Source organism: Marinobacter sp. UBA5687 (assembly GCF_002420325.1).
Lineage (GTDB): Bacteria > Pseudomonadota > Gammaproteobacteria > Pseudomonadales > Oleiphilaceae > Marinobacter > Marinobacter nauticus.
Window position 1 is genome coordinate 18725 of record NZ_DIHV01000035.1, and the last position, 26632, is coordinate 45356.

Consider the following 26632-nt stretch of genomic DNA (forward strand, 5'->3'; position numbering starts at 1 on the left):
GGATTACTGGCTCCGGTGGGTCACACGCAGTACTTCTTCCACCGTGGTTACGCCATCCAGAATCTTCTGAACGCCATCGGCATGAATACTCGGGCTGTGCAGGCGGGCCTCCCGTTCCAGATCCAGCTCCCCTGCGCGTTTATGAATAAGGGTGCTGATTTCTTCCGTGATCTCGACCACCTCGTAGATACCAATCCGGCCTCGATAGCCCAACTGGTTACAATGCTCACAGCCTTTGGCGCGGAAGATGGTGGGCGGATTGGCCGGGTCCTGCTGCAGGAACTCACAATGCTCTTCGGTAGGCATATAGGGCTCGCGACAGTGGGTACAGAGCACCCGCACCAGCCGTTGCGCAACGATACCGACAAGACTGGAGGAGATCAGGAAAGGCTCGATGCCCATGTCCATCAAACGGGTAATGGCACCCACGGCGGTATTGGTGTGCAGGGTGGACAGCACCAGGTGCCCGGTCAGACTCGCCTGAACGGCAATCTCCGCAGTTTCCAGATCCCGGATTTCCCCGATCATCACCACATCCGGATCCTGGCGCAGAATGGCTCGCAGGCCCCGAGCAAAGGTCATATCCACTTTCGGGTTCACCTGGGTCTGACCAATGCCCGGCAGGTTGTACTCGATCGGATCCTCGACCGTCAGTATGTTGCGGCTGCGATCATTGATTTCCTGCAGCGAGGCGTAAAGCGTGGTGGATTTACCGGAACCTGTGGGACCGGTCACCAGCAGAATACCGTACGGACGATAGATCAGCTTGCGCAGGGTTTTCAGATCCTGCCCGGCCATGCCGAGTGACTCCAGCCGAATGGTGCCCGCCTGTTTGTCGAGCAGGCGCAGTACCACCCGTTCACCACTGGACGAAGGCATGGTCGACACCCGGATATCAACTTCCCGGCCGGCCACCCTCAAAGCAATGCGGCCGTCCTGGGGTACCCGCTTTTCTGCAATATCGAGTTTTGCCATAACCTTGATCCGCGAGACCAATAATGGTGCCAGCGCCCGCTTGGGCTGGACCACTTCCCGCAACACGCCGTCAATCCGGAACCGGACAATCAGCTGTTTCTCATAGGTTTCGATGTGAACGTCCGAGGCGTTGGTTTTGACCGCCTCGGTAAGAATGGCGTTAATGAGGCGGATAATGGGAGCGTCGTCCTCCTGCTCCAGCAGATCCTCCGTTTCCGGAACCGAATCGGCCAGAGAGGCCAGATCCATGTCGTCACCGATCCCCTCCACCATTTGCATGGCTTCCGCCGAATCGTTCTGATAGGCGGCATTCAGGGCCTGGTCGAAGCGGTCCGGCTCAACGGTAGAGAACTTCGCCCGGCCACCGCTCACGCGGTTTGCCTCGGCCAGTGCGGTGTGGGAAGCCCCCGGGCGCACGAGAATGACCGGCTCGCCCTCTTCGTTGCGGGTAAGGATGACTCCGTTACGCTTGGCGAAGGTAAAGGGAAGTCTGCCCAGCGGCGCATCCTGCGGCTGAATGTCGGTTTGGGTGGTCAAGCTCGTCCTCGTTAAATCCGTCTGGTCACTGATTGTTCTTATGGGGCCACCCGTTGCGACGGCCCTCCACGTTGTCAGCGTAAGCAAAAAGGCTACCACAGGAATGGGAACCACTGAACAACTCTATACACTATACTGCCACTAATTCATTGCAGTCTGATAACCTGTGAGCTTTTTACGATTTCCCAATGCATTCAGGAACGACAATGCTTGCAATTGATCGAAGGACTCCGCTGCTTCTGGCCATAGCAGCAGCAACGGCCATGCTGGCGCTGACCGGCTGGCAAGGCTATCAGTTCTGGCAGAATGAAACCCAACGTACCCTGCCGCAACCGACCCGGGAAGCTTCAACAGGTGCAGATCAGGCCAGAACCGTGCCTGATGTTCAGTTGTCGGATCTGGAAGTGTTCGGCTCGGCGACTGCCACCCCGCAAAATGAAGACACCAACACAGAGAACCTGCCGGAAACCAATCTTCGCCTGTCCCTGCGAGGTGTGCTGGCAGCAGACGGCGACTTCCCCGGCAGCGCCCTGATCGAAGATGACAAAGGCAAAACCGAGGCCTTTCTGGTAGGTGATGAACTGCCCGGAAATGCCAGGCTTCGGACTGTGTTTGCCAATCGGGTCATCATTGAACGATCCGGCAAACTGGAAAACCTCTACTTCCCGGAGACCGAAGATCGCTCCGGGGTCGATTTCGCAAGCAATGACGAGCCTGCTTACGAAGCTCCCCCACAGCAAGAGGTTCAGGTGCAGAGAGCACGCCCCCAGACCAGCGCCTCGTCGGCCGACCAGCAACAGCGGCGAGAGGAAATTCGTCAACGGCTGGAACAGTTACGCCAGCGGCTTCAGAACAACAACTGAGGCCCGCCATGGAAGCGGCAAGCAGACTCATACGTTGCCAGTCCCTGTTGCTTCCCCTCATCCTTACCGTGTCTGTTGTCAGCGCTCTTGAACTAAGCAGTCGCCTGATGACTTATGTGCTGGAAGAGTTCGGCGAAGCCGCGCACCAGCGGCTTGAGAACTGGCAACGCCTGCACGCAATGGCTGCCAACGCTCCGAGAGATCGCCAGCTTCGGCTGGTTAATTCCTTCTTCAACCGGGTGACGTTTGTCAGCGACATCCGCCACTGGGGCCAGGAAGATTACTGGGCTACCCCCGTTGAGTTGCTCACCACCAACGGCGGTGACTGTGAAGACTTCTCCATCGCCAAGTACCTCACCTTGAGGGCCATGGGCGTCCCGGATGACCAACTCCGGATTATCTACGTCAAAGCACTGGAGCTGAACCAGGCCCATATGGTCCTGGCCTGGTATGAAACGCCGGGCTCCGACCCGTTGATTCTCGACAACCTGATCAATGACATCAAACCGGCATCCCAGAGAAACGATCTGGAACCGGTTTACAGCTTCAACGGTGAAGGCCTGTGGCTGAACCGCACATCCGGCGACAATGCCAGAATTGGCGATGCCCGGAAGCTGGAGCATTGGCGGGATCTTAACGACAGGCTGACCGAAGCCCTCCGCCCTTAAAAAAAACGCGCTGTGAATACCGATTGTCGGTAAATGACAGCGAGCTTGTCGCTCTCTGACACTGGTAACGGCCGGCCAGCCGTTAGAATGCCCGCAATTCGATAAACGATGGAGCAGCACAGAATGCGACGCTGGAATGGATGGGGTGACGAACAGTTCTCACTGGAATTACCGGAGCAAGGTCAGGCCTTTCTCACAGATCGTGTGGGAGGCGGCTCCCCGCTGGCGGATATCACCCTGCATGCAGCCTGTGAGCAGGTTCCGGAATCCCGGTTGCCCTCAGACCCACAGGTTGATGACCTGATCGACCGAAGCCCGGAAACCCGGGTCCGACACGCCCGGGGCCAAAGCCTGCCAGACTGGCTGGCCATGCGCAGCGGTGATATTGGCGAGTTCCCGGACGGCGTGGCCTTCCCGAACACCAGTACCGATGTACGCGCCCTGCTCCATTACGCCAACGACAAGGATATCCAACTGATCCCCTACGGGGGTGGCACCAGCGTAGCTGGGCACATCAACCCGGTAGACCAGGGCAAACCGGTTCTGACCGTCAGCCTTGCGAATCTTAACCGCCTGATGGATCTGGATCGGGAGAGCCAGATCGCCACCTTCGGAGCAGGCACCCCCGGCCCGCTGGTGGAATCCCAGTTAAGAGCCCATGGCTATACCCTGGGACACTTCCCTCAGTCGTTCGAGCTCTCCACGATTGGCGGCTGGGTGGCATCCCGCTCCAGTGGCCAGCAGTCACTGCGGTACGGCCGTATAGAACAGCTGTTTGCCGGCGGCCGGATTGAAACCCTGCAAGGCACCCTGACAATCCCCACCATTCCGGCCTCCAGCGCCGGCCCGGATGTCAGGGAAATGATCCTCGGTTCCGAGGGCCGGCTGGGCCTGATTACCGAGGTCAAAGCCCGGATCAGCCGTCTGCCTGAACAGGAAAGCTTTCATGTGGTGTTCTTCCCGGACTGGGACAAGGCCCGAACCGCCGCTCGCAAGCTGGTTCAGAACCGGGTTCAGCTTTCCATGCTACGACTGAGCAACGCCATTGAAACCGAAACCCAGCTGGCACTGGCCGGGCATCCGAAACTGATCGGGCTACTGGAACGTTTTCTGGCGTTTCGCGGTGCGGAAGACGGCAAATGCATGATGACCTTTGGCGTAACCGGCAGCAAAGCCCAGTGCCGGGGAGCACTTGCGGAGGCCCGCAAACTCTGCAGTGACTACAAAGGGGTCTATACCGGCACAAAACTTGGCGCCAAGTGGGCGGAGAAACGCTTCACCATGCCCTACCTGCGCGAAGCCCTGTGGCAAATGGGCTACGCCGTGGACACCCTGGAAACCGCCACCGACTGGGACAACGTTGATACCCTGATGAACCGGATTGAAACCAACCTCAGGGAAGGTCTGACAGACAGGAACGAGCGAACCCACGTATTTACCCACCTGTCTCACTTTTACGGCCAGGGTTGTTCCATCTACACAACCTATGTTTTCCGGGTTGCGGATAGCTATAACGAGACCCTGAGCCGCTGGCAACATCTGAAAAACACCACCTCAGACCTGATCGTGCGGAACCGGGGCACCATCAGCCATCAGCATGGCGTAGGCAAGGACCATGCCCCCTTCCTCCCTGTCGAAAAGGGAGAGCTGGGTATGCGTGCAATTCGTTCGCTGACCCAGAGCTTTGATCCGGACCAGCGCCTGAATCCCAAAACTCTGCTGGATTGAAGTGATCATGGATCGACAACAGATACTGGAAAACCTGAAGGGCGAAACGCAGACCTTCGATGTGGTAGTGGTCGGCGGCGGCATTACCGGCGCCGGCGTTGCCCGCGAAGCCGCGGGCAGCGGCTTGAAGACGTTGCTGGTGGAGCAGAAAGATTTCGCCTGGGGCACCTCCAGCCGCTCTTCCAAGATGGTCCATGGCGGACTTCGCTATCTGGCCAGCGGACACATCGGGTTAACCCGCGATGCCGTCCGGGAACGCGAACGCATGTTGCAGGAAGCGCCTGGACTGGTCGATCCACTGCCTTTCCTGATGCCCCACTACAAAGGCAGCTTCCCGGGCCCCGGGCTGTTCCAGATGCTGCTGGCCATGTACGACCGCCTGGCCGGCACCCGCAGCCATCAGAAATATACGCCAGCGGAAACCCTGAACTGGGCCCCGGGGCTCGATACTACCAACCTGCGCGCCACCAGTCGTTTTACCGATGCGGTGACAGACGATGCCCGCCTGGTCCAAAGGCTGATTGCCGAAGCCTCCCACGACGGCGCCATGTGCCTGAACTACGTCGCCGCGACCGCCGTCGACCGGGATGATAACGGAACTGTCTGCGGATTAAGACTGACTGCCGAAGAGAATGCAGAGCAGAGCGCCATCACGGTCAATACCCGATGCGTTATTAACGCTACCGGCGCCTGGGCCGATCGGTTGCAGAAACAATCAGCGACGGATCACCCGCTCACCATCCGACCGCTGAGAGGCAGTCACCTGGTCATTCCGTGGCACAAGCTGCCGGTGACCTGCGCTGTATCCCTGATCCACCCGGATGACCGAAGGCCTGTATTTGCCTTCCCCTGGGCAGGTGCCACGGTTCTGGGAACAACCGATCTCGAACACGCCAAAGATCTGAACGAGGAGCCGGCCATCACCGGTGGGGAAGTAAATTATCTGCTGCAAATTGCCACCCGTTTATTCCCCGGTGCGACCATTGATCGGGCCGACGTGCTGTCCACCTGGGCGGGCGTTCGACCTGTGGTCACCGACGGCGGAGGTAAAGCTCCGTCCCGGGAGAATCGGGAACACGCCATTCGGCACGACAAGGGCCTGATCAGCATCGCCGGCGGGAAGCTCACCACCTTCCGCCAGATGGCACGACAGGCGTTGGCCATGGCCCTGGGTGATCAGCATGAAGACCGGCTTCGTAGCGACGAGCAACGGGTATTCACGGCCACGCCAAACGACCGTAAACCCGATGATATTACGGCGCTGGCCTGGCATCGACTGGGCGGCTATTACGGCCCGCACCGCCAGTCTATCCTGAACAACGGTGACGCCACCGAAATCCCGGACACCGGTGTGCTCTGGGCCGAACTGGAATGGGCCTGTCGCCATGAACAGGTTCAGCATCTGGATGATCTGATGCTGCGGCGTACCCGCCTGGGGCTGATCCTGCCTGACGGGGCGGCCAGTTTGCTTCCTGAAATCCGTAACCGATGCCAGAGCCTGCTTGGCTGGGATGATGCCCGCTGGCATCAGGAGCAAGAGCGATATCTGGCAACCTACCGTAAGGGCTATCAACTGCCGATGGGCGAGGATGCCCGGGATGCCTGAGACCCCACTGATACTGGCGATCGACAACGGCACCCAGAGCATCCGCGCCCTGCTGTTTGACACCCGGGGTAACTTGTTGGGCAAGGGCAAGCAGGAAATCGAGCCTTACTTTTCCGAGCAACCCGGCTGGGCAGAACAGCACCCGGAGTACTTCTGGGACAACCTTGGCATTGCTTGCCAGCAACTCTGGCAAACCACCAGCGCCCGCCCGCAGCAGGTGGTGGGCGTGACCGTTACCACGCAACGCGGCACGGTGGTCAACCTCGATCGTGAGGGCAAGCCCCTGCGGCCCGCCATCATTTGGCTGGATCAGCGCCATGCACGGGTAGACGGGGCGGTGAAAGGCCCCTGGGGCTGGCTGTTCAAGCTTGCCCGCCTGGAGGAGACCATTGGCCGCTTCCGGGAAAAAACCCAGGCGAACTGGATCGCGCAGAATCAGACGGACATCTGGGCGAAAACCCACAAGTACCTGCTGTTATCAGGCTATCTGAATTACCGATTGACCGGTGAATACCGCGATTCCACCGGCAGTCAGGTGGGCTACCTGCCCTTTGATTATAAACGCCAGCGTTGGGCGGGGCCCCGGGATTTCAAATGGCAGGTGATGCCGGTGACCCCGGGTATGCTGCCTGAACTGATACCGCCTGGTGAACAGATCGGAACCCTGCTGCCTGAGGCGGCGGCGCACCTTGGCCTGCCGGGTGGACTGCCCGTCATCGCCGCGGCATCAGACAAAGCCTGCGAAATTCTCGGCTCCGGCGGTCTGTCTCCGGAGACCGGCTGCATGAGCTATGGAACCACGGCCACCATCAACACCACCAATGCCCGCTATGTGGAACCCACCCGGTTCATGCCGCCGTATCCGTCTGCCCTGCCCGGCCACTACTCCACCGAAGTCATGATCTATCGGGGTTTCTGGATGGTGAGCTGGTTCAAGCGGGAATTCGGGCTGCGTGAGCAAAAGCTGGCAGAACAGAAAGGCATTGAACCCGAAGCCCTGTTTGACGAACTGGTGAATGCGGTGCCGCCAGGCTCCATGGGTTTGATGCTACAGCCCTACTGGAGCCCCGGCGTGCGCCAACCTGGCCCGGAAGCCAAGGGGTCCATTATCGGCTTTGGCGACGTGCACACACGAGCTCACGTCTATCGGGCCATACTGGAAGGGCTGGCCTACGCCTTGAAGGAAGGCAAGGAACGCATCGAGAAACGCAGCGGCCAGGCTATCAAGCGGCTTCGAGTGGCAGGCGGCGGGTCCCAGAGTGATGCGGCCATGCAATTGACGGCGGATATATTTGGCCTGCCGGCGGAACGCCCGCATACCTATGAAACCTCCGGACTGGGAGCGGCTATTGATGCCGCCGTGGGGCTGGGATTACACCCGGATTTCGACACGGCGGTCACGGCTATGACCAGAACCGGCCGGGTATTCGAGCCCAACCCCGAAGCGTCTGCGCTCTATCAACGCCTCTACCGGGAGGTATATCAGGATATGTACCCCCGCCTGCAGCCACTGTACAAAAAGATCAGGGAAATTACTGGCTATCCGCGCTAGCTCTATTGGTGACTTTTTATTCACCCGCGCCTATAATGATGAAAATTCATCAAAGGAGGCCAGAGCATGCCAGAAGCGGTTAGCGTAGCACCGGAAACCAGCGATAAAGCTCTGCTGTCCAAAGCCCTGCTGAACGCAGCGAAAGCCTTTGGTCTGCCACAAGCGGAAATCGCAGCCGTGGTTGGCCGAAACCGCACAGGTCTGACCCGCGACGGCATCGATCCGGCCAGCAAGTCCGGTGAACTGGCATTGTTGTTTATCCGGCTTTACCGCAGCGTCTATGCATTGACCGGCGGTGAAAGGGAGGCCATGACCCATTGGCTGAACACGCCCAACCACTATTTTGAGGATACACCCAGAGAGATGATCCAGAGTACGGAAGGCCTGGTTCGGGTGGTTCACTACCTGGACGCCATGCGGGGGCGGATTTGAATTATCGGGAACGGATTGCCCAGTCCATCGCACCGCTGCAAGGCAGCCTGTTCCGGGTAGTGGAAAGCCAGGAAGACATCGCGACGGCGCGCATTGTCGACAGTATGCAGGAACAGAATCGACTGGAGGAACTGCTGGAAAGCAACAAGCCACCGGTACCCGGCACGGCACGAAAACGCCATTACCTGCTGACCACACCGTTCCGCTACCCGCCCCTGAAATACGGCTCACGTTTTGGCCGCAATTTCGAGCCAAGCCTGTTCTACGGAGCCATGGCCATTCCCGCTGCCCTGGCGGAAACCGCGTTTTACCGGTTTGTGTTCATGAGCCACCTGAAAACCCCGTTCAAGCGCCCGTTAACCACCTTGCACACGGTGTTCAGCGCGCGATTCCGAACGGAACGAGGTGTTCGGCTGCAGTCTGAACGCTGGCAGGATCTTCATCATACGCTGACAGATCCAGTCAGCTACCGGGAAAGCCAGGCTGTGGGTACCGACATGCGTAGCCTGCAAGTGGGCGCCTTCCAGTTTCTCTCAGCCCGCGCCCTGCAAGCCGGCCTTTACGCTCTTCCGTACCATCCAGACAACGGCGTTGAGGGCGTCAATGTGGCCTTGTTTAACGTCAGCGTGTTCCGGGACGCCGCACCCAGGAGTTATCAAAAACTGATTGCCGTGACGTCGCCCAGCCAGGTGTCCATGAGCCTGTCGGAACCGGATGGCAGTAAACAGGTTTACGAATTCAGCCTGGATCAGTTTCTGATCGAAGGCGAACTGCCTCAGCCGGCGCCGTAGCTTCTGCCGTTTCTCTCTTCTGATGATCGGCCTGCCAGCCGCCTCCCAGCGCCTTGTACAGATCCACCGCTGCAATCAGCCGATTCAACCGCACCTGGCTCAGCTGCTGGCGAGCATCAAACACGGTCCGCTGGCTTTCCAGCAAGGTGAGCAAGTCATCTGCCCCTTCCCGGTAACGCACCTCGGTCAACCGCAAGGCCTCTTCCGCCTGAGTCAGAATACTCTGTAACCGCTGCTCCTGGTCCAGGTACAGCGCTTCTCTGTCGAGTGCATCCCCTACTTCCTGGAATGCCGAGAGCAGGCTGGCACGGTAACTCGCCAACAACGCCACCCGCCGAGATTCCGAAATGGCAACATTGTTGCGACGCTGGCCTCCATCAAACAGAGTCTGGCTGAGGGCAATCAGGCCATTGGCGGTTTGCAGTGGGTCCGCCAGGCTTACAAAACTATTGGTGGAGAAGCGAACCGCGCCGCTGAGCGACACCGATGGCATCAAGGCCGCCCTGGCCTGCTCGACGTCCGCACTGGCGGCCATCAGCCGAGCCTCCTCAGCCGCCAGGTCCGGTCTTCGGGTAACCAGGCTGGCCGGCGTTTCCGGGTTGATCTCCGGCACTTGAACCGCAAGTAGCCCAGCCTCCGGAATCTCTTCCGTAAACGGATAATCCCCGGTCAGTAGCCGCAAGGCCGCTAACCGTTGCCGGGCCTGATACTCCAGTGGCGGCACCGCATTCTTCAGGTTCAGTACGGAGGTTTGCTGGCGGGACAATTCCGAGCGATCGGCCACACCGTTACGATACCGGGCCTCGACGAGGGCCAGTGTTTTTTCACCCAGTTCCAGATTCCGACGCGCAATATCCACGCGCTGCTGCAACTCCTGCCATTCGAACCAGGTACTGGCTACCGAGGCCACCAGCGTCATTCGGGCGGCGTCATAGTCATACTCCGAGCCCTGGAAACCCGCGAGAGCCCCGGCTTCCGCGGCGGACAGGCGACCCCAGAGATCCAGCTCGTAGTCAACCGACAGCCCGAGGCTACTCGAACCACTGGTGACACGATCCTGGCCGGAGGCCTCGCTTGCCTGTTTACCCGTGCTTCCCGACGCACCAAGGGTCGGCAGCAAGGCAGCTCCGGCGTTGCGCAACTGCAAGTCTGCCTGAATCACTGCCTGAGCGGTGGCGGCCAGGTCCGGATTATTCGAGAGTGCCCGGTCGACCAAACGGTTGAGCTCTTCGTCACCGAAGGCATACCACCAACGCGAACCAACCGCTTCACCGGCGCCAGCCCCGATGTGCCAATGGGCTGGCGGATTCAACGGCAGCTCAATGGGTTGTGGCGGAAAGCTCGCGCACCCGGTCAACAACACCGACAACAGTGCAATATGGCGAAGGCTCATAACATTACTCCGAGGCCAGGGCATGAACAGGGTCCAGATGGGCGGCCTTACGGGCGGGCAGAAACCCGAACAGCAGGCCTGTGGCAAAAGCGCAACCAAAGGCCAGAGCCATGGGTAGCAGCGTCATGTGAATGGGTGTGCCCAGAGAGCCAATAATCCGGGTTGCGGCAATGCCGATGACAACACCAATCAACCCGCCTATGGCCGATACCAGCCAGGCCTCGGTCAGAAACTGCTGCAGGATATTCCACGCCCGGGCACCGGTGGCCATGCGAATACCGATTTCGCGGGTACGTTCAGTGACGCTCACCAGCATGATATTCATCACCCCGATGCCACCCACAAGGAGGGAAATTGCTGCAATAGAGCCCAGCAGCCAGGTGAGTGTATTCTGGGTTTCCGAAATGGTTTCAATCAATGAAGCCATGTTGCGGATAGTAAAGTCCTCAATGCCATGGCGGGCCATCAGAGTGTCGTGAATGAGGGCTTCGATCTCATCCATACGGTCGATGTCGGCCACAGCCACGGTGATGTTGCGCAGGTGCGTTTGCCCGAAAATGCGCAGGCTGCCCGTGGTGTAGGGAACAAACACCACATCGTCCTGGTCCTGTCCCATGGGAGAGGCGCCTTTTTCATCCATCACGCCAATCACCTGAAACAGCACGTTGTTAACCATCAGGTGTTTACCAAGGGGGCTTTCGTCAGGAAACAGAGCGTTGGCGGTGGTTTTGCCCAATACTGCTACGGCTGCGTAACTGGCTTCATCCTGGGCGCTGAAGAAGGTGCCCTCAACAACAGGCCACTGGCGGGCCACCGGGAACCGGAAGGAGGTGGCATTGATCTCAGCCGAGTGATCCCGGTTGGAATAGCGCAGCGTCTGGCCGCCAGTAAGCTCAGGTATTGCTGCAAGAACACCCTCTATCTCATTGATTGCTTTGAAGTCAGATGGCACCAGTGTGGTCACGCTCCAGCGCCCACCCCGCTGATCGGGACCACCCGGGCGCACCAGCAGCAGATCACTGCCCATGGTGCTGATTCGGTCGACGACATCCTTTCGGGCCCCCTCCCCGATCGCCAGCATGGTGATCACCGAGGCAACCCCGATCACGATGCCAAGCAGTGTCAACGCCGTCCGAAACAGGTTGCTGTGCAGGGAACGCACAGCGCTTTTCAGGGCCTCCTGCCAATCCCCAAGACGAGAGTGGCGACGGCCATTCTGGTCAGTTTCTGGTATTTGCGCGGATGGCATTTCGGCGCCGGTGTCCTCAACAAGCTCACCATCGGCAATGCGGATTTGACGGCGGGCCACTTTTGCCACGTCGGGATCGTGGGTAATCAAGATGATGGTATGGCCTTGTCTGGAAAGATCGGTTAACAGCCGGATCACTTCCTGGCTGCTTTTGCTGTCCAAAGCACCAGTCGGTTCGTCTGCGAAGATTAACTGGCCGCCGTTCATCAGGGCCCGGGCAATTGACACTCGCTGTTGCTGACCACCCGATAACTGTGCCGGCCTGTGCGACAGACGCTCGCCCAGCCCAAGCCCGGTGAGTAACCGTTCTGCCCTTGCGTGCCGCTCGGCCGGCGCCATTCCGGCGTAAATGGCGGGGATCTCCACATTCTCACGGGCAGTCATCCCGCGCAGCAGGTTGTAACTCTGGAATACAAAACCAAAGGCGTCACGCCGAAGCAGTGCCAGTTCGTCCCGGTTCAGGGCGGATACGTCCCTGCCATTGAATCGGTACTGGCCAGCGCTGGGCTGATCCAGACAGCCGAGGATGTTCATCAGGGTAGACTTGCCGGAGCCCGATGGCCCCATGATGGCCACAAACTCACCGGGCCAGACCTTCAGATCAATGCCCTTGAGTACCGGAACCGCCAGTTCACCCTCACCAAAGGAACGGGTAATGCCTTGAAGCTCAATCAACGGCCGCGGACTCATCTCAGCATACCCCGAAAGGCAGATCTGCCCTCACCCTGAGCGGCCCGTGGATCACGGTTTGCGAGCACCACCTGATCGCCCTCGCTCACCCCGGACCGCACCTCCACGTATACCCGGTTGCTGATGCCGGTTTCGATGTCCCGAATCTGTGGCTGCCCCTTTGCATCCAGGACCTTGACCTGGTTTCTCGCCACCGCACTGACTGGCACCCGCAATACATTCAGTGCCTCCTCCTGAATAAAGAACACCTGGGCGGTCATCTGGGGCAGCAACCGCCCCTCCTGGTTATCGACCGTAAACAGGGCGTTGTAGAGCACCACGTTGTTGGTTACTTCGGGAGTTGGCTCAATGTACTGCAACTCTCCATAGAGCTTATGCTCGGCATCACCGAGTGTGGTGAAGTACACCCGCATGCCCGGTTGCAGCTTGCCGACGTCGGCCTCGGACACCTGGGCACGCACCCGCATGGTGCTCAGGTTGGCAATGCGCATAAGCAACGGCGCGGTCTGACTGGCGTTCAGGGTTTGTCCCTGGCGGGCTTCAATGGACACCACGGTCCCGTCCATCGGCGCATAGATTCGCGCATAACCCAGGTTGGCTTCTTCGGCCCGCAGTGTGGAGGAGGTCTGTTCAATCTGGGCTTCAAGCATGGCCAACTGCGCCCGGGCGGACGCTAACGATGCTTCGGCAGTCTGCAGGGATTCCCGTGTGGTCGCGTCTTCGCGCCACAGGTTCTGCTGGCGCTGGAACTGGGTCTCCGCCAGCCGCAGCTGGGCCTTGCGATCGGCTAACTGGGCCTGCTGGTTCTTCAGCTGGGCGCGGGTGGCATCCACTTTCGCCACATAGACGGTAGGGTCGATTTCCGCCAGCAGATCGCCGGTGCTAACGGGTTGGCCTACTCGTACGTGAATCAGCTCCAGCTGGCCGGAAACCTGTGCACCCACATCGACATAATTGCTCGGTTCAAGCACGCCGGTGGCCGAAACCAGATTCTGGATGTCGCCTCGGCTCACCGCCACGGTATTCAACGCCGGCTCATTGCCGTTACCGTTGCGGGCGTACCAAAAGGCAGCGAAAGCCAAAGCGCACAGTACAATCAGAAATCCAACCCACTTCAGCCAGCGATGCCCGGCACGGGTAGCAGAGGCCATTCAGATATCTCCATGAGTTCAAATCAGACCGAACCATAGAGAACTGATACGTGAAAAAGAAGTCGGGGATCAGGGTTTTGCGAAACCTTTACACGAACGATCTCAGGCGCAAAGAGGATATAGGGTTACAGCCCTCCTGCAGCGAGCTGAATAGCAATCGCAGCCATCATCAGGCCGATAACACCGTCAATCACACGCCACGCCGCAGGCCTGGCTAGCCATGGCGCCAGTCGGGAACCGGCCCAGGCCAGCGCACCAAACCAAAGCACGGACGCGCTGCTGGCACCTGCCACAAACGTGGCCGGATCCTGCTGCTGAGCACCCACGGCCGGAATCAGCAGTAACGTGTCCAGATAAACCTGGGGGTTCAGCAAGGTGACAGCCAATGTTGTAAGGATCACACCTTTGACGGTGCTGCGCCGAGCTTCCCCGGCCTCCAGCGACGCGCGCCCCCTCAAAACCCGATAGAACGCCTGGCCTGCGAGCAGCCCCAGGAACGCCACGCCCAACCACCTGAGCACATCCAGCGCCTCGGGCATGGCCATCAGTGCTGCACTCACGCCAAACATGCCCAGGGTGAACAGCAGGATATCCGAAGTCATACACAAACCTGCTGACCACCAATGGTGTTCACGACGAATGGCCTGGCTGAGAACGTAGGCATTCTGGGCACCAATAGCCACGATGATACCGCCACACACAACCAGGCCTGTCAGATAACTCTCAAACACCACTGCACTCCTTATGATTAATGACGAAAGCCTACCCCGTTACCGCTATACTTGAAATTCATCCTGTTAATACCTGATAAGTTTTTCTTATGCTTGACTACAAATTGCTGGAAGCCCTTGCGGCCGTGGTCGACGCCGGCGGTTTTGACAAAGCCGGCGACATGCTGGGCATTAGCCAGTCCGCCATTTCTCAGCGAATTCGTACACTTGAAGTCAGGCTTGGCCAACCTGTGCTGGTGCGAAGCCAGACTCCGAGAGCAACGCCCGCAGGCCAGAGATTACTCAATCATGTTCATCAGGTGCGCCTGCTGGAACGCGACCTGACCAGTTCCATTCCCTCCCTGGCCGAACCAGCCACTCGATTTCGCGTCGCGCTCAATGCCGACAGCCTCGCAACCTGGTGGGCCTCTGCCGTCGGCGACTTCTGTACCGAAGAAGGAATACTTCTGGACATGGTGGTAGAAGACCAGGACGTAGGACTGCGGCGCATGCGCGAGGGCGACGTAGCCGCCTGCCTTTGCAGCAGCCCTCAGCCGGTTGCCGGCGCCCGGTGCATACCGCTGGGAGTGATGACGTATCTGCCATTGGCCACACCGGAGTATACCCGCCGCTATTTTCCAGACGGGCTGAACAACGGGAGCCTGCAATCCGCGCCCGCCATTGTGTTTGGCCCCAACGACCAACTCCAGCATCGATTTCTGGCCCAGGTAGGCTATCAGGGCAAATTTCCGCACCACCTGTGCCCCTCATCCGAAGGCTTCGTAAAGCTCGCGCTGGCCGGCATGGGCTATGGAATGATTCCGGAAATTCAGGCCCGGGAGCATATCCAGGCAAATCAACTGGTTAATATCGCCCCTGGCAGCGGCCTGGAAGTACCGCTTTACTGGCACTTCTGGCGGCACGGTGGGGAGTTGATGTCTCGGTTGACCCGGAAACTTCAGGATTCTAACGGGCTGGTTTAAGTGGTTTCTGGTGATCAGGGTATCTGCCTAGAAAAAATAGCTATGCAAACCATCCAGACAGGAGTACAGTGGCGGTCGTTGGAAAGATTTAGCAAAGCATTCATCAATAAGACGCATCCCTGTTGTTATAAGTAGTGTTCGTCCTGTTTTTGATCACGCCAGTTTTTATGTTTCCGCACACCGCTGACCTGCCCTCACAACGAGATCAGGCGGCACATTAAATGATTGAATTCAGGATAGTAAAATATGTCTACTGTTACCGGTACTGTTAAGTTCTTCAACGAATCCAAAGGCTTCGGCTTTATCACTCGTGAAGGCGGCCCGGACGTTTTCGTTCACTACAGCGCCATTCAGGGCGGCGGCTTCAAGACTCTGGCAGAAGGCCAGCAGGTTGAATTCACCGTGACTCAGGGCCAGAAAGGTCCTCAGGCGGAAAACGTAGTTGGTCTGTAATTAACAGCCCAGTACGATCAAAAAGGCAGCTTCGGCTGCCTTTTTTGTTGCCTGAAATTCCGTGTTAGTCCGTATTCATCCTTATTAGTACCATGGTCGGGCTCACCTTGAGCCACGCTAAGGCCTATAATGCCTGCTCGGGTGAATTCACTCCCCAGGCCCTCGAGGCTCAGCAAACCAGAAAAGGCCCACCATGTTTTCTGAACAGTTCTATTCCGTCCAGGACGGACGTATTGTGATTTCCGCACCCCAGGCCAGCTACTTTGCCAAAGAGATCGCCGGGGACTTCAATCCGATCCACGATCCGGACGCCCGTCGTTTTTGCGTGCCCGGCGACCTTCTGTTCACCATTGTGGTGTCCCGTTTCGGGCTCTCAGAAAATATGACCTTCAAGTTCCGTAACCTGCTTGGTGCCGAGGTTCCGCTTGAGTTCCGCGAAAGCGAAAATGGCGAAGCCATCAACGTTGTCGACGAAGCCGGTAAGGTCTACCTGGAAGTTACCCGTAAAGGCGCGGTAACCCGGGATGAAAAAGTGATTGAAGAGTTCAGTCGGTGCTATGTTGCGGCGTCCGGGAAAAACTTTCCGCACACGCTCAAGCCCTTGATGGAATCACACGGGGTGATGTTCAATCCCGACCGGCCAATGGTGATGTATGAGAGCATGAGCCTGGCTCTCACGCAGCTGGAGAACCCTCAGCCAGACCTTGAGTTGAATAATGCGGATCTGGAAGTTGCGGGGAAACGCGGCAACGTAACGCTCGAATACAATTTGCAGTCTTCTGGAAAAACCGTTGGCGAGGTTTCCAAGCGCCTGGTGCTGGCTGGCCTTCGGGAATACTGCCCTGAAGCCATGGCCGGCATCGTCGAAGAATTCTACCGGCTCAAGGCAAGGGGTACCCGCTGGGGGATAGAGAGCGAGGATCAACCTGCCGGATTGTAACGTTCAAACGTTTGCAGGCAGACATCCACGGTTACCGATAACGTTTTCAGCGCCGCAGCCCGTGCCCTGCCTTCCGCACTCGCCCGGTAGAGGTGCGGGGTCATTGCCAATAAATCGGCAATAGGATCGGCGCCCTCGAGATGCAGTGTAAAGCGTAAATCCTGGGTGCCAATTCGCCGAAATCCTTCTGGTACCAGAGCCACTTTACGAGAGTCTGCGCGAACTTCCGGATAGACAATCTCCCGCAACTCCCTCAGATGATCCTGGCCGGCGTCTACTTGCACCAGTCGCCCACCCGGCCGCATAACCCGGGCAAACTCCGGATACACCGGAAATCCGAAAAGGCAAAGAAGACGGTCCACTGAAGCCGACAACACCGGCAGATTAGCATTGCTGCCAACCACCCAACATGCGCGCTTTTCCCTGCGCGCCGCCGCCAGCACCGCCCACTTGGAAATGTCCAGTCCGAGCAACGATAGTGAGATTTCGTCCTCCTGGGACGCTAGTTGGCGCAGATAATAGCCCTCACCACAGCCGGCATCCAGACAACTGAGTTCGCTGCCCGTCGCAGCGTCGTTCAGGATTGCAGCCGACACGGCATCCGCAATCGGGCGATAGTACCCCGCCTCAAGAAAGCGCTGGCGCGCCGCCACCATGGTTTTACTGTCGCCGGGATCTTTCGAGCGCTTTTTCTGAACCGGCAGCAAATGTACGTAACCCTGCCGCGCAATGTCGAAGCTATGGCCCTGCGGACATCGCCAGGCTTTATCTACCCGCTGCAGCGGGTTGCCGTCGAGTGGGCAGGCGAGGGATTCGAAGGAAGTGATGTTCACTGAGCGTCCAAACGTTGGAAATGCCGGGCCATTCTAACAAGGAATACCCCATCAGGCTCGCAAACTGCGGAATGGCTTCCTATTCTTGTTGTGAATGACTCGAAAACGCTTAGATGCGTTCTCACCCACCGGGAGGAGTCTCGTCCGTCATGGAGAGGAATAAGGACAGATCGTCGTTACCGTCACAATCGGAGCAAAGTGAACAAAAGTTCCATGAGTTGATTGAGAGCCTGCCGATGGTTGCCGTTCAGGGTTACGACCGGAATCGGAGGGTCATCTATTGGAATGAAGCCAGCACACGATTGTATGGGTACTCCAGAACTGAGGCTCAGGGAGAGCTGCTGGAGGACCTGATTATTCCGGAGCCCATGCGCGCAGCCGTCATTGAGGCCCATACTAACTGGCTTGATCACAACATCAGCATTCCCTCGGAAGAACTGGAACTGAAACATAAGGCGGGCCATCTGGTGCCGGTTTATTCCAGTCACGTCATGATCAAACAGGACACTGGCGAGTGCGAGATGTTCTGTATCGACATCAGCCTGGAAGAGCAGAAGCAAACCAGGGAAGAGCTGGTCCACCGCGCCAGTTTTGATGACCTTACCGGGCTGCCCAACCGCCGTTTGATGGAATCTGAGCTTGAAAGCCGTTTGGCGGAGGCAGAACGCCAGGATCGTGAAGTTGCCGTGATCTTTCTGGATCTGGACAACTTCAAACTGATCAACGATACCCTCGGCCACCATCACGGCGACACCCTCCTTAAATCGGTAGCCGACATTCTAAAGCAGGAACTAAGGCACAGCGATCTGCTCAGCCGTTTCGGAGGCGACGAGTTCGTGCTTCTTCTGTTTGATTTTGACGGCCCAGAGGGAATTCATGAATTGCTCCAGCGTCTGATCAAGGCGCTGGAAAACAAAGTGCAGCTTCAAGGTGATTGCTATCAGGTATCGGCAAGTTTTGGCGTCAGCCTTTACCCACACAATGGCGGCACCGTAGCAGAACTCATGGGCAACGCAGACGCGGCCATGTACCGCGCAAAGGAGATCGGAAAAAATACGGTCTGCTTCTACACCTCTGATATCAACGACCGGCTGGTCGAATACCAACAGATAACCGCCCTGCTGCGCCAGGCCCTGACAAATGGTGGCCTGGAGCTTTACTACCAGCCACAAATAGACCTGAGAACTGGTGGGACGACCTCCTGCGAGGCGCTTTTACGATGTTTCGATAAAGCATCAAACCTTGTCTCTCCGGCGACATTTATCCCGGTCGCTGAAAAATCCGGACTTATAAACCGTATCGGTGACTGGGTCATCGATGCCGCATGCAAACAGCTCAAAGCCTGGCAGGGAACTGAGCTCGCGGGCGTGCGTATTGATGTCAATCTGTCCGGTCGCCAACTGACCAATCCACACCTGGCTGACCAGATCCTGGAAACCATCCAACACTATGGCTTGAAACCTGAGCAACTCGGGGTGGAGCTCACGGAGAACGAGGTGTTTGGCAGTGAAGAAAGCCAAACCAGGCAACTGGAGCGCCTCAAGGCTGCGGGGCTCCATATATCCATTGACGACTTCGGCACTGGTTACTCTTCCCTGGTTTATCTTCGGAAGCTGCCGGTATGCAGCATCAAGATCGATCGAAGCTTCCTTCACTATGCTATGGAAAACGAAAGCGACATGTCCATCATGAAAGCCATGGTTACGGTCGGCCAGAGTCTCGGGTTGAGCATTCTTGTAGAAGGTGTAGAGACGGAGCAACAGGCAAAGCTGATACGTGATCTCGGTTGCGATTTCGCTCAGGGCTTTCTTTACGCCAAACCGATGCCGGCGAAAGCGGCAGAGGCGTTTATGAAGCTCCGGACTTCGCGCAATTTATAAGCAACGAACGAAGCCTGATTTCATTCGGATTAGCCTTGCTGAAGGGGTACGCCAGGGGGCCCCCAGAATCGGACTCCCTCGATTTCAACACCGCTGTCTTCCAAATAGATGGCTTCGGTTAATGCCTGCCGCGCGAGTTCCGGAGTTTCCTGAAAAGCCCAGTCATGGTTACCGGCAACAACAATCTTGTGCCTGTGAGGCAAAGTCCCAAGCCAGTCGTTGAAGTCTATGACGTTTTCTAACGTACCCTGCCCCAGGCAGTCCCCGGCATGAATCAGCACATCACCGTCCGGGATGCCTGGAATGCACCTATGCAGGCTGTGGGTGTCGGAAATACAGACCAATTTCATTTCATTCAATCTGTGTTTAATGGGTTAGAGATTTCGCTCCACTGTATACAAGATAACAGCAAGCTGTTGGCAATTTCGGTAACCCTTTTTCGACAATCAGGGGTAGAAGCCCTCGCTGCTACATAGGCTTGATGTCTTCATTTACCAGGATTCGATATGCCTGTTCCAGCGCATCGAAGATCTCTTCTGGAACCTTGTACTGATATTGCTTGCGTCGGTGATTCGAAATGCGGCCGTTCTGGTCCAGGCAGAACATCACCAGCCTGGAGAGATCGGTGTTGGGTATATCGAAGGACTGGTCTATGCGGCGGTAGATTTCGTCGTACCGCGTGAGGAACACGGTCTCTTCTTTCAGGTGTTGTTCAATAGCCTGTTTGGTTGCACGGGCCATAAATTCTGCGCAGTGGGTGCCATCCCAGTACCGGTAAAGGGCTTCATGGCCCTTAAATTCGAACTGAAACTGGTTTTCGTCGATGTAAGTAACATCCCAGTACTGCCTCGCTTGTTCCGAAAACGCTTGCAGCACACCTAGATATTCGGATTCATTCTGGCGTAACACTATGGATACAGGAAGCACCAGGCCATTCTGAAGGGCTCCACGCTGGCACAGTACCTGGTGAAACAAAAACCGGGACAGGCGGCCATTGCCGTCCATAAAGGGATGAACAAAAACAAAACCAAAAGATACGATGCTGGCCAATACCAGTGGGTCCGTATCTTCCGGCTGCTGGTTTGCCAGCACCATCAGATGTTCCATCAAGGAACGCGAGAGTTCCGGGGCCGGCGGCACATAGCTAACACCCAGCGCACCGCGCAGGCCGTTACTGAGATAGTTCTGTTCCGTTCGGAAAGACACCGCCTGGGAGAACACGTTGCTGATAACGGCGTTTTGCAGGTCTACCAGGTAGTCTTCATCCAGTTTTCGGGGGCTGTGGGCCTGTTTCAGCAGGTTCACAAAGCGGGTGGCTTTATCTTCCGACGGTGCTTCGTTTTCAATGGCGTAGGAATCCCTAGTTTCGTGCAGGTAGGCCCAGGCCAGCGTGCGGTTAAGAATGTCTTTCGGCAGCGACTCGGTAAACTCGGTTGCTTTTTGCAGCAAGTGTTCATCAAGCAACGCCTGAAGCTCTCTGGTTCGCCGCACTGTGATGCAGTAATCCAGTGTGCCCAGGCCATTGAATATCACTCGCCAACGGGGATTCTTCTGTCCCTGGCCGGTAATGTAGGCTTTGGGGTTAAACAACGGCACGTAAGCCTGCTGGATGCTCTCCGTGGCGCGTCGAATCGTCTCACCGGTAAAGTGTTCCCACAGGAAGCAGGCCTTGCGCAGGTATTGGCTGTTTGGGGAGGCATCAAAGGCCTGCCGGATCTCAGGCTCTGGGATGGCCGGCAGTGCCTGGGCCAATACTTGCAAGTTGATACCTTCGTGTTTGATGGCAAACAGAACGTGCCCCAGGCGATCGTCCGGGGCCGGGGCCAGCTTTGCGGGCACAGCAATAGTCTGGCCGATGGTTTCCTTGCGGGTGACCGAGCGCACTTCCGCAGATATCGCCGGCGCTATGGCCGAGATACTGTCCTGATTAATAAGATGTGCGTAACCTGCGTACTGCATGTTTTCCCTTTCATCCCCTCGCCAAAACTTTATTTACACGAAACTCCCTTTTTTTACACTTTTGATAATATAGGCAACATTTTTTACACGCAAGGTCCGGGTGCTCACATTGACTGTACCTGCTGCGAGGCACTAAAAGCGAGAGCAGGAAATCATCTCGCCGTTATAGTCAAAATCGACGCTGAAATCGCTGAGAGAGATGGAAAAAATTAGGAAAACGTTCGCGGGAAAGACGCCGGTTATTTTCCGAAATCGTAAGCAACTGAAAAGCAAGGGTAAAATGGAGGCGCGGGTCGGAATCGAACCGGCGTACACGGAGTTGCAGTCCGCTGCATAACCACTCTGCCACCGCGCCGGGGAAGCCTGGATTCTGGCTTTTGCTCTCAGGAGGCATTGAGAGACTTGGAGAAATTGGAGCGGGAAACGAGATTCGAACTCGCGACCCCAACCTTGGCAAGGTTGTGCTCTACCAACTGAGCTATTCCCGCTCTAATGTTTCAGAGGCATTGCCTCGTCAACGGCTGCGTATTCTACGGATTCCGCCTTCGCCGTCAACACCTTTTTTTCAACTTTCTGTTTTTACTGAAAATCTGCACAAAGTTTAGCCAGCAACGATTCAGGATCGATCCCCAGCCACCGCTGTGGCATTACGCGCGCCGGCCAGCTGCCCGGCGGAATCGCAGTTCAGGTAACTGGAGGACTGGAGCCATTCCTGATCGGGATAGTATTTAAACACCAGCTGTCCGCCCTTGAGCTCGTCTACCACGGTTTTGATGATTTGATTGTCTACCGCCGGGCAGCCATGACTACGGCCGATTCTGCCGTACTTTGTTACCCAGCTGTCCTGAACGTAGTCTGCACCATGGATAACAATCGCCCGCTGACGAGCAAGATCGTTGAAACCCGGTTCCAGTCCGTCAAGGCGTAACGAATAGCCATGGGAACCCCGATAGGATTCGGCGGCTTTGAACAGGCCGATACTGGACTGGTGACTGCCCTCGATATTGGAAAATGCGGTTGCCTCAGCATTACCGGAGTTTTTACCGTGAGCCACGAGGTCACGAAGGATTAATTCTCCTTCGTTCAGATCAAACAGCCACAGCCTTTCTTTCGAGGACGGCAAAGAGAAGTCGATCACAGCCAGCCGCTCCGGCATGGCTGTGCCATTGCTGATGGCGCAACGGGTTGCCTTAAGTGCGGCTTCGAGAACCTGCGGGCTGAGCTTGGGAGCCGCGGAAGCCAAACGTCCAAACATATCATCGTTCGCGGTTTGGGCGTGGCCTGCGGCCGACAACCCGAGGGTAAAAAGCGCGCCTGCAACCAGAGCAGAAATTCCTCGTCGTTTGTGATGCTTGGGCATCAAACTTACCTCTCAACCAGATAGAAGCTGCATAAATCCGCAGATCAAAAAATGCCCTATTCTACCAATAAAAAATGAGACACCCGTCATCGCCGTACAAAAAATAAACAAGCAGTAATCAAACATACGAATTCCGGGGTGTGGCTCCGGCGTGATAGCATTGACTCAACTCAACGGGGTGCCTGGAAGGGCTGAGACCATACCCGCGGAACCTGACCCGGTTAATACCGGCGTAGGGATTGAGTCACCACCTTTCGTGGTGTTCGCGGCATGGCACCCCCGCTACTGAACAAGGTGCCAATGTATGATTTCACGCTTGATTCCCGCGTTGTTCGCCGTGTCGCTGCCGCTGATGGTTGCCGCCGATGAACCGACCGCCCTGAATGTGTATACCCATCCCTCCTTTGCCGCCGAATGGGGCCCAGGGCCCGCAGTTAAAGAGGCGTTTGAAGCCCAATGCGGCTGCTCCCTGAACTACACCGTATTGGACAGCGGCGGAGACATTCTGCAAAGGCTCCGGCTGGAAGGAAGCTCCACCCCGGCAGACGTGGTTCTGGGGCTGGATACCGGCACCATGCAGACCGCTCGGCAAACCGGCCTTCTGGGCCGCCACGGCCAATCACTGGAACGCCTGGCATTGCCTGTTAACTGGGACGACGACACTTTCGTGCCCTACGACTGGGGCTATTTTGCCTTTGTCTACGATACCGAGCAGTTGTCGGAGCCGCCCTCAAGCCTTGAAGAACTGGTCAACGCGCCAGACGATCTCAAGATCATTATTCAGGATCCGCGCACCAGCACACCGGGACTCGGCCTGTTGCTCTGGATGCATGCCGTCTATGGTGATGAAGCGCCAGCAAAGTGGCAGCAGCTCAGCGACAAGATTCTCGCAACCACCCAAAGCTGGAGTGACGGTTATTTCTCGCTATTCATGAATGGCGAAGCGCCTATGATCCTCTCTTACAGCACCTCTCCTGCGTATCACATGGCTATCGACAAAACTGACCGTTATCAGGCGGCCCGTTTCAATGAAGGACATTACCTGCAGGTGGAAGTCGCCGCCCTGGTGGAAAGCTCCGATAACAAGACACTTGCCAGAGAGTTTCTGGACTTCATGCTGACCGCGGACTTCCAGCGTCATATTCCACTGAAGAATGTGATGTATCCGGCCGTTGATCTTGGGGATGAATTGCCAGAGGTTTTCGACAAGCTGATTACACCATCCGAAGCCCTGTATATAGACCCCGCGAAAGTTGCCACCATTCGCCGACAGTTGGTGAACGACTGGCTTGATGCACTGACCGACTGAAGTGATGCCAACTCACGCGAGAGCCGCCCCCTTCAGCCATCCTGGCTGGCAAATCTGGCCTGGCCTGTTACTCGGCACCGGGCTATTGCTGCTCGTGGCACTTGGCTTGTTGAGCATACTACAGGAGGCCGGAGAGCTGGATCCGGGGCGCACGCTAGCAAGCTCCTATTTCCAGAGCGTGGTCCAATTTACCCTTTGGCAGGCCTTTTTATCTGTCCTGTTAAGCCTGGCGCTGGCGCTCCCGGTAGCGACCGCCCTCGCCCGCTACAGAAGCTTCCCTGGTCGCACATTGATTCTGCGGCTGATGGAGTTGAGTCTGGTCTTACCCACTATCGTGGCAGTCTCAGGCATCATAGCGGTGTTTGGTCGGCAGGGCTGGTTCACCGGCCTGCTCAATATCTGGGTTCCTGGAAATGGATGGAATCTTTATGGGCTGAACGGCATTCTGCTCGCCCACGTGTTCTTCAATGCGCCACTGGCGGCCCGAATCCTGTTGCAGGCTCTGGATTCCATACCCGCGCCACGAATGAGAACCGCCTCTCAGCTTGGGCTCGGCGGCTGGTGGCTGTGGCGTGCGGTACACTGGCCCGCCATCAAACCGGTCCTGCCCGGCGTGGCGGCACTGGTGTTCACGCTCTGCTTCACCAGTTTTGCCATCATCATGACGCTGGGCGGAGGGCCAGGAACAACCACCCTGGAAGTCGCCATCTACCAGGCACTGCGCTTTGAATTCGATTTCGCCCGTGCCGCACTGTTTGCCATTCTGCAGCTGTTGATCTGTGGCAGCCTCTGGTGGCTGGTTTTCCGGAAGCGCCTAGACACCGCGGTACTGCCAAACCGACGGCTATCGCGTCAGGTCCCTCTGTTCGCACGGCGCTGGCAAGGGTTTTCAGCAAGTCTGCTCCTGGCGATTTTCACGGCCTTTCTGGTCGCGCCACTACTGGCTATTATTCTGCGCGGTTTACCGGCCTTGTGGCCAACGGCGGATGCTACTTCTATTTATCAACAGCTATTGCCGGCCACCGCTCGCAGCCTGTTCATCGCCCTTCCAGCCGGGCTCGGTTCGGTGGTCGTTGCCTTGCTATCCCTGGCGGCAACCAACCGGGCTCGTCTGCGCTGGCTGGCCATAGTGCCGGCCGTCACTGGCTATCTCCCATTGATCGTACCGCCTCTGGTACTGGGGACCGGGCTTTTTATTCTGTTAAGGCCGCAATTGGGGAATACCATGCAGGGCTGGTTCCTGGTGGCACTGATCAACGGGCTGATGGCCGTGCCGTTTGTGCTACAGATACTGCGCGGACCTCTCGCAAGCCTGGACGCCGGATCACTCAAACAGGCAGACCAACTGGGCCTCCTGGGCTGGTATCGATGGCGATGGCTGTATTGGCCGCATCTGCGCCGTCCAGTTGCTCTGGCCCTGGCGTATGGTGTGGCATTATCTCTGGGTGACTTCGGTGTTATCGCCCTGTTCGGCAGCCCGGGCAAACCCACGCTCCCGGTTTTGCTTTATCAGCAACTGGGCAGTTACCGGTTGGCGGAAGCTGCAGGTACCGGGCTCTGGCTGTTGGCGCTACTGGTACTGATCTTTGTATCGCTCTCCCGTGTTCCCGGCGTTAAGTCCAGAACAACTTCCGCTGCGAGCCAACCACTGCCGGAGCCTGAACATGCTTGAGATCAAAGATCTGGCCTTCGAGTATGGGCCTGACGGCCGTCTCTGGCGATTCGATTTTTTCGTGCCTGCCGGCGAATGTCTGGCCATCCAGGGCCCCAGCGGTTCCGGCAAATCAACCCTGCTCAGTCTGGTTGCAGGTTTTCTCCCGCCAGCCAGCGGCCGGATTCTCTGGCAGGACAAGCCGATCCACTTGCTAAAGCCCTGGCAGCGCCCGGTCACGAGCGTGTTCCAGGAACACAACCTGTTCGAGCACCTGGATGTCTTCACCAATATTGGCCTTGGCATTCACCCCGGTCTCAAGCTGGATGAATCTCAACGCCACGCCATTGAAACCGGGCTGGAACGCACCGGGTTAGCAGGTTTCGGTCCCAGAATGCCTGGCGAGCTTTCCGGTGGCCAACGCCAGCGCGTTGCCTTGCTGCGAGCCATCCTGCGGCGCCAACCATTGCTCTTGCTGGATGAGCCGATGACTGGCCTGGACACCGAGACCCGGAAGATTCTGTACGCCATGCTGCTGGAAGAGAAAGCCCGGGGCATCACCATGCTACTGGCCAGTCACGATGAAGAAGAACGCAGAATACTGGCAGACAGCCACTGGAATCTTTAAGCTTTCAGAGAACTCAAACAGGGACTCCGTGACTCCGTGGCAAATGAACCAGGCCTATCTCAGCCACTTGGCGCCCACACTCCTGGTAACGCCGAATTCGGTGGCCATACGCTGAAGTTTTCCGGCGACTGGACTCTGTCCCACTATTCCGTCCTGAATCGGCAAACAACTGCCCTGAAACCTCGCGCAGCCGCCTGCAACCCGGATTTTTCCGGCCTGGGCCGCCTGGACACCGCCGGCGCCTCGTTGATGGTCAAATTGCTTGGCAGCGACGCTCTGATCAGCGCTCTG

Annotated in this window: 23 protein-coding genes, 2 tRNA genes, 1 pseudogene and 1 riboswitch; of the genes and pseudogenes, 15 read left to right on the forward strand and 11 right to left on the reverse strand. The window is 57.4% G+C overall.

The features are described 5' to 3' along the window. Positions 1 to 3: 3 nt before the first annotated feature. Positions 4 to 1512, reverse strand: a complete 1509-nt coding sequence (gene gspE / locus B3Y70_RS03895) for a type II secretion system ATPase GspE (protein ID WP_022992398.1) — start codon at positions 1510 to 1512, stop codon at positions 4 to 6. A gap of 206 nt (positions 1513 to 1718) precedes the next feature. Here gspE and B3Y70_RS03900 point away from each other — a divergent pair, with 206 nt between their 5' ends. The 7 genes from B3Y70_RS03900 to B3Y70_RS03930 all read left to right on the forward strand — a co-directional run bounded on the left by B3Y70_RS03900 (position 1719) and on the right by B3Y70_RS03930 (position 9152). Further along, entirely contained in the window at positions 1719 to 2375 is a 657-nt protein-coding gene (locus B3Y70_RS03900) for a type II secretion system protein N (protein WP_014421650.1), read from the forward strand. A gap of 8 nt (positions 2376 to 2383) precedes the next feature. Then, the gene (locus B3Y70_RS03905; RefSeq protein WP_011784839.1) at positions 2384 to 3043 is read left to right on the forward strand and encodes a transglutaminase-like cysteine peptidase; all 660 of its coding nucleotides are present in this window, start codon (positions 2384 to 2386) and stop codon (positions 3041 to 3043) included. A 123-nt stretch (positions 3044 to 3166) separates the two neighbouring features. Next, positions 3167 to 4771: an FAD-binding oxidoreductase gene (locus B3Y70_RS03910; protein WP_011784838.1), complete on the forward strand. Its 1605-nt coding sequence runs from the start codon at positions 3167 to 3169 to the stop codon at positions 4769 to 4771. Positions 4772 to 4778: 7 nt separating this feature from the next. Then, positions 4779 to 6377 (forward strand): glycerol-3-phosphate dehydrogenase/oxidase, encoded by a 1599-nt coding sequence (locus tag B3Y70_RS03915; RefSeq protein WP_288589223.1) that lies wholly within the window; start codon positions 4779 to 4781, stop codon positions 6375 to 6377. Further along, the gene (locus B3Y70_RS03920; protein WP_011784836.1) at positions 6370 to 7929 is read left to right on the forward strand and encodes an FGGY-family carbohydrate kinase; all 1560 of its coding nucleotides are present in this window, start codon (positions 6370 to 6372) and stop codon (positions 7927 to 7929) included. Before B3Y70_RS03915 ends, B3Y70_RS03920 begins: the two co-directional genes overlap by 8 nt. A 66-nt stretch (positions 7930 to 7995) precedes the next feature. Beyond that, positions 7996 to 8361, forward strand: coding sequence for an MbcA/ParS/Xre antitoxin family protein (locus tag B3Y70_RS03925; protein WP_278349981.1), 366 nt, complete (start codon positions 7996 to 7998; stop codon positions 8359 to 8361). Continuing rightward, positions 8358 to 9152: an RES family NAD+ phosphorylase gene (locus B3Y70_RS03930; protein ID WP_278349982.1), complete on the forward strand. Its 795-nt coding sequence runs from the start codon at positions 8358 to 8360 to the stop codon at positions 9150 to 9152. Before B3Y70_RS03925 ends, B3Y70_RS03930 begins: the two co-directional genes overlap by 4 nt. Here B3Y70_RS03930 and B3Y70_RS03935 read toward each other — a convergent pair. The 4 genes from B3Y70_RS03935 to B3Y70_RS03950 form a co-directional block, all read right to left on the reverse strand. Then, the gene (locus tag B3Y70_RS03935; protein ID WP_278349983.1) at positions 9100 to 10545 is read right to left on the reverse strand and encodes an efflux transporter outer membrane subunit; all 1446 of its coding nucleotides are present in this window, start codon (positions 10543 to 10545) and stop codon (positions 9100 to 9102) included. The two genes, B3Y70_RS03930 and B3Y70_RS03935, sit on opposite strands and share 53 nt — an antisense overlap. 4 nt (positions 10546 to 10549) lie before the next feature. Further along, positions 10550 to 12484, reverse strand: a complete 1935-nt coding sequence (locus B3Y70_RS03940; RefSeq protein ID WP_278349984.1) for a MacB family efflux pump subunit — start codon at positions 12482 to 12484, stop codon at positions 10550 to 10552. After that, on the reverse strand, positions 12481 to 13635 hold the full coding sequence (locus B3Y70_RS03945) for an efflux RND transporter periplasmic adaptor subunit (protein ID WP_286715381.1): 1155 nt from the start codon (positions 13633 to 13635) through the stop codon (positions 12481 to 12483). The genes B3Y70_RS03940 and B3Y70_RS03945 overlap by 4 nt, the downstream gene beginning before the upstream one ends. 125 nt (positions 13636 to 13760) lie before the next feature. Then, on the reverse strand, positions 13761 to 14366 hold the full coding sequence (locus tag B3Y70_RS03950) for a LysE/ArgO family amino acid transporter (protein ID WP_278349986.1): 606 nt from the start codon (positions 14364 to 14366) through the stop codon (positions 13761 to 13763). Between the two features lie 89 nt (positions 14367 to 14455). Here B3Y70_RS03950 and B3Y70_RS03955 point away from each other — a divergent pair, with 89 nt between their 5' ends. The 3 genes from B3Y70_RS03955 to B3Y70_RS03965 all read left to right on the forward strand — a co-directional run bounded on the left by B3Y70_RS03955 (position 14456) and on the right by B3Y70_RS03965 (position 16721). Continuing rightward, the gene (locus tag B3Y70_RS03955) at positions 14456 to 15328 is read left to right on the forward strand and encodes a LysR family transcriptional regulator ArgP (protein WP_278349987.1); all 873 of its coding nucleotides are present in this window, start codon (positions 14456 to 14458) and stop codon (positions 15326 to 15328) included. Between the two features lie 246 nt (positions 15329 to 15574). Continuing rightward, positions 15575 to 15781: a cold-shock protein gene (locus B3Y70_RS03960; protein WP_011784828.1), complete on the forward strand. Its 207-nt coding sequence runs from the start codon at positions 15575 to 15577 to the stop codon at positions 15779 to 15781. Between the two features lie 193 nt (positions 15782 to 15974). Continuing rightward, positions 15975 to 16721 (forward strand): DUF3581 family protein, encoded by a 747-nt coding sequence (locus B3Y70_RS03965; protein ID WP_278349988.1) that lies wholly within the window; start codon positions 15975 to 15977, stop codon positions 16719 to 16721. Here the strand turns inward: B3Y70_RS03965 and B3Y70_RS03970 are convergent. Next, the gene (locus B3Y70_RS03970) at positions 16703 to 17554 is read right to left on the reverse strand and encodes a putative RNA methyltransferase (protein ID WP_278349989.1); all 852 of its coding nucleotides are present in this window, start codon (positions 17552 to 17554) and stop codon (positions 16703 to 16705) included. The genes B3Y70_RS03965 and B3Y70_RS03970 overlap by 19 nt on opposite strands. A gap of 236 nt (positions 17555 to 17790) precedes the next feature. Here B3Y70_RS03970 and B3Y70_RS03975 point away from each other — a divergent pair, with 236 nt between their 5' ends. Then, entirely contained in the window at positions 17791 to 19434 is a 1644-nt protein-coding gene (locus B3Y70_RS03975) for a putative bifunctional diguanylate cyclase/phosphodiesterase (protein WP_278350004.1), read from the forward strand. A gap of 29 nt (positions 19435 to 19463) precedes the next feature. Here B3Y70_RS03975 and B3Y70_RS03980 read toward each other — a convergent pair whose 3' ends face one another. The 5 genes from B3Y70_RS03980 to B3Y70_RS04000 all read right to left on the reverse strand — a co-directional run bounded on the left by B3Y70_RS03980 (position 19464) and on the right by B3Y70_RS04000 (position 22753). Continuing rightward, complete coding sequence (locus tag B3Y70_RS03980) at positions 19464 to 19784, reverse strand: metallophosphoesterase (protein WP_379944482.1); 321 nt, start codon at positions 19782 to 19784, stop codon at positions 19464 to 19466. 118 nt (positions 19785 to 19902) lie between these two features. After that, positions 19903 to 21393: a Fic family protein gene (locus B3Y70_RS03985; protein ID WP_199452636.1), complete on the reverse strand. Its 1491-nt coding sequence runs from the start codon at positions 21391 to 21393 to the stop codon at positions 19903 to 19905. A 281-nt stretch (positions 21394 to 21674) separates the two neighbouring features. Beyond that, a tRNA-Cys gene (locus tag B3Y70_RS03990) sits at positions 21675 to 21748 on the reverse strand. Positions 21749 to 21805: 57 nt separating this feature from the next. Beyond that, positions 21806 to 21881 (reverse strand) — tRNA-Gly (locus B3Y70_RS03995). Positions 21882 to 22009: 128 nt separating this feature from the next. Next, positions 22010 to 22753 (reverse strand): murein L,D-transpeptidase catalytic domain family protein, encoded by a 744-nt coding sequence (locus B3Y70_RS04000; RefSeq protein WP_121206394.1) that lies wholly within the window; start codon positions 22751 to 22753, stop codon positions 22010 to 22012. Positions 22754 to 22917: 164 nt separating this feature from the next. Next, positions 22918 to 23009: riboswitch (TPP riboswitch) on the forward strand. A gap of 48 nt (positions 23010 to 23057) precedes the next feature. Here B3Y70_RS04000 and thiB point away from each other — a divergent pair. The 4 genes and pseudogenes from thiB to B3Y70_RS04020 form a co-directional block, all read left to right on the forward strand. Further along, positions 23058 to 24062, forward strand: coding sequence for a thiamine ABC transporter substrate binding subunit (gene thiB / locus B3Y70_RS04005; protein WP_288589225.1), 1005 nt, complete (start codon positions 23058 to 23060; stop codon positions 24060 to 24062). Positions 24063 to 24066: 4 nt separating this feature from the next. Further along, positions 24067 to 25734, forward strand: coding sequence for a thiamine/thiamine pyrophosphate ABC transporter permease (gene thiP / locus B3Y70_RS04010; protein ID WP_288589226.1), 1668 nt, complete (start codon positions 24067 to 24069; stop codon positions 25732 to 25734). Then, entirely contained in the window at positions 25727 to 26341 is a 615-nt protein-coding gene (locus tag B3Y70_RS04015; RefSeq protein ID WP_288589227.1) for an ATP-binding cassette domain-containing protein, read from the forward strand. The genes thiP and B3Y70_RS04015 overlap by 8 nt, the downstream gene beginning before the upstream one ends. A 36-nt stretch (positions 26342 to 26377) precedes the next feature. Continuing rightward, positions 26378 to 26632: pseudogene (locus tag B3Y70_RS04020) on the forward strand (ABC transporter permease); the annotation flags it as partial.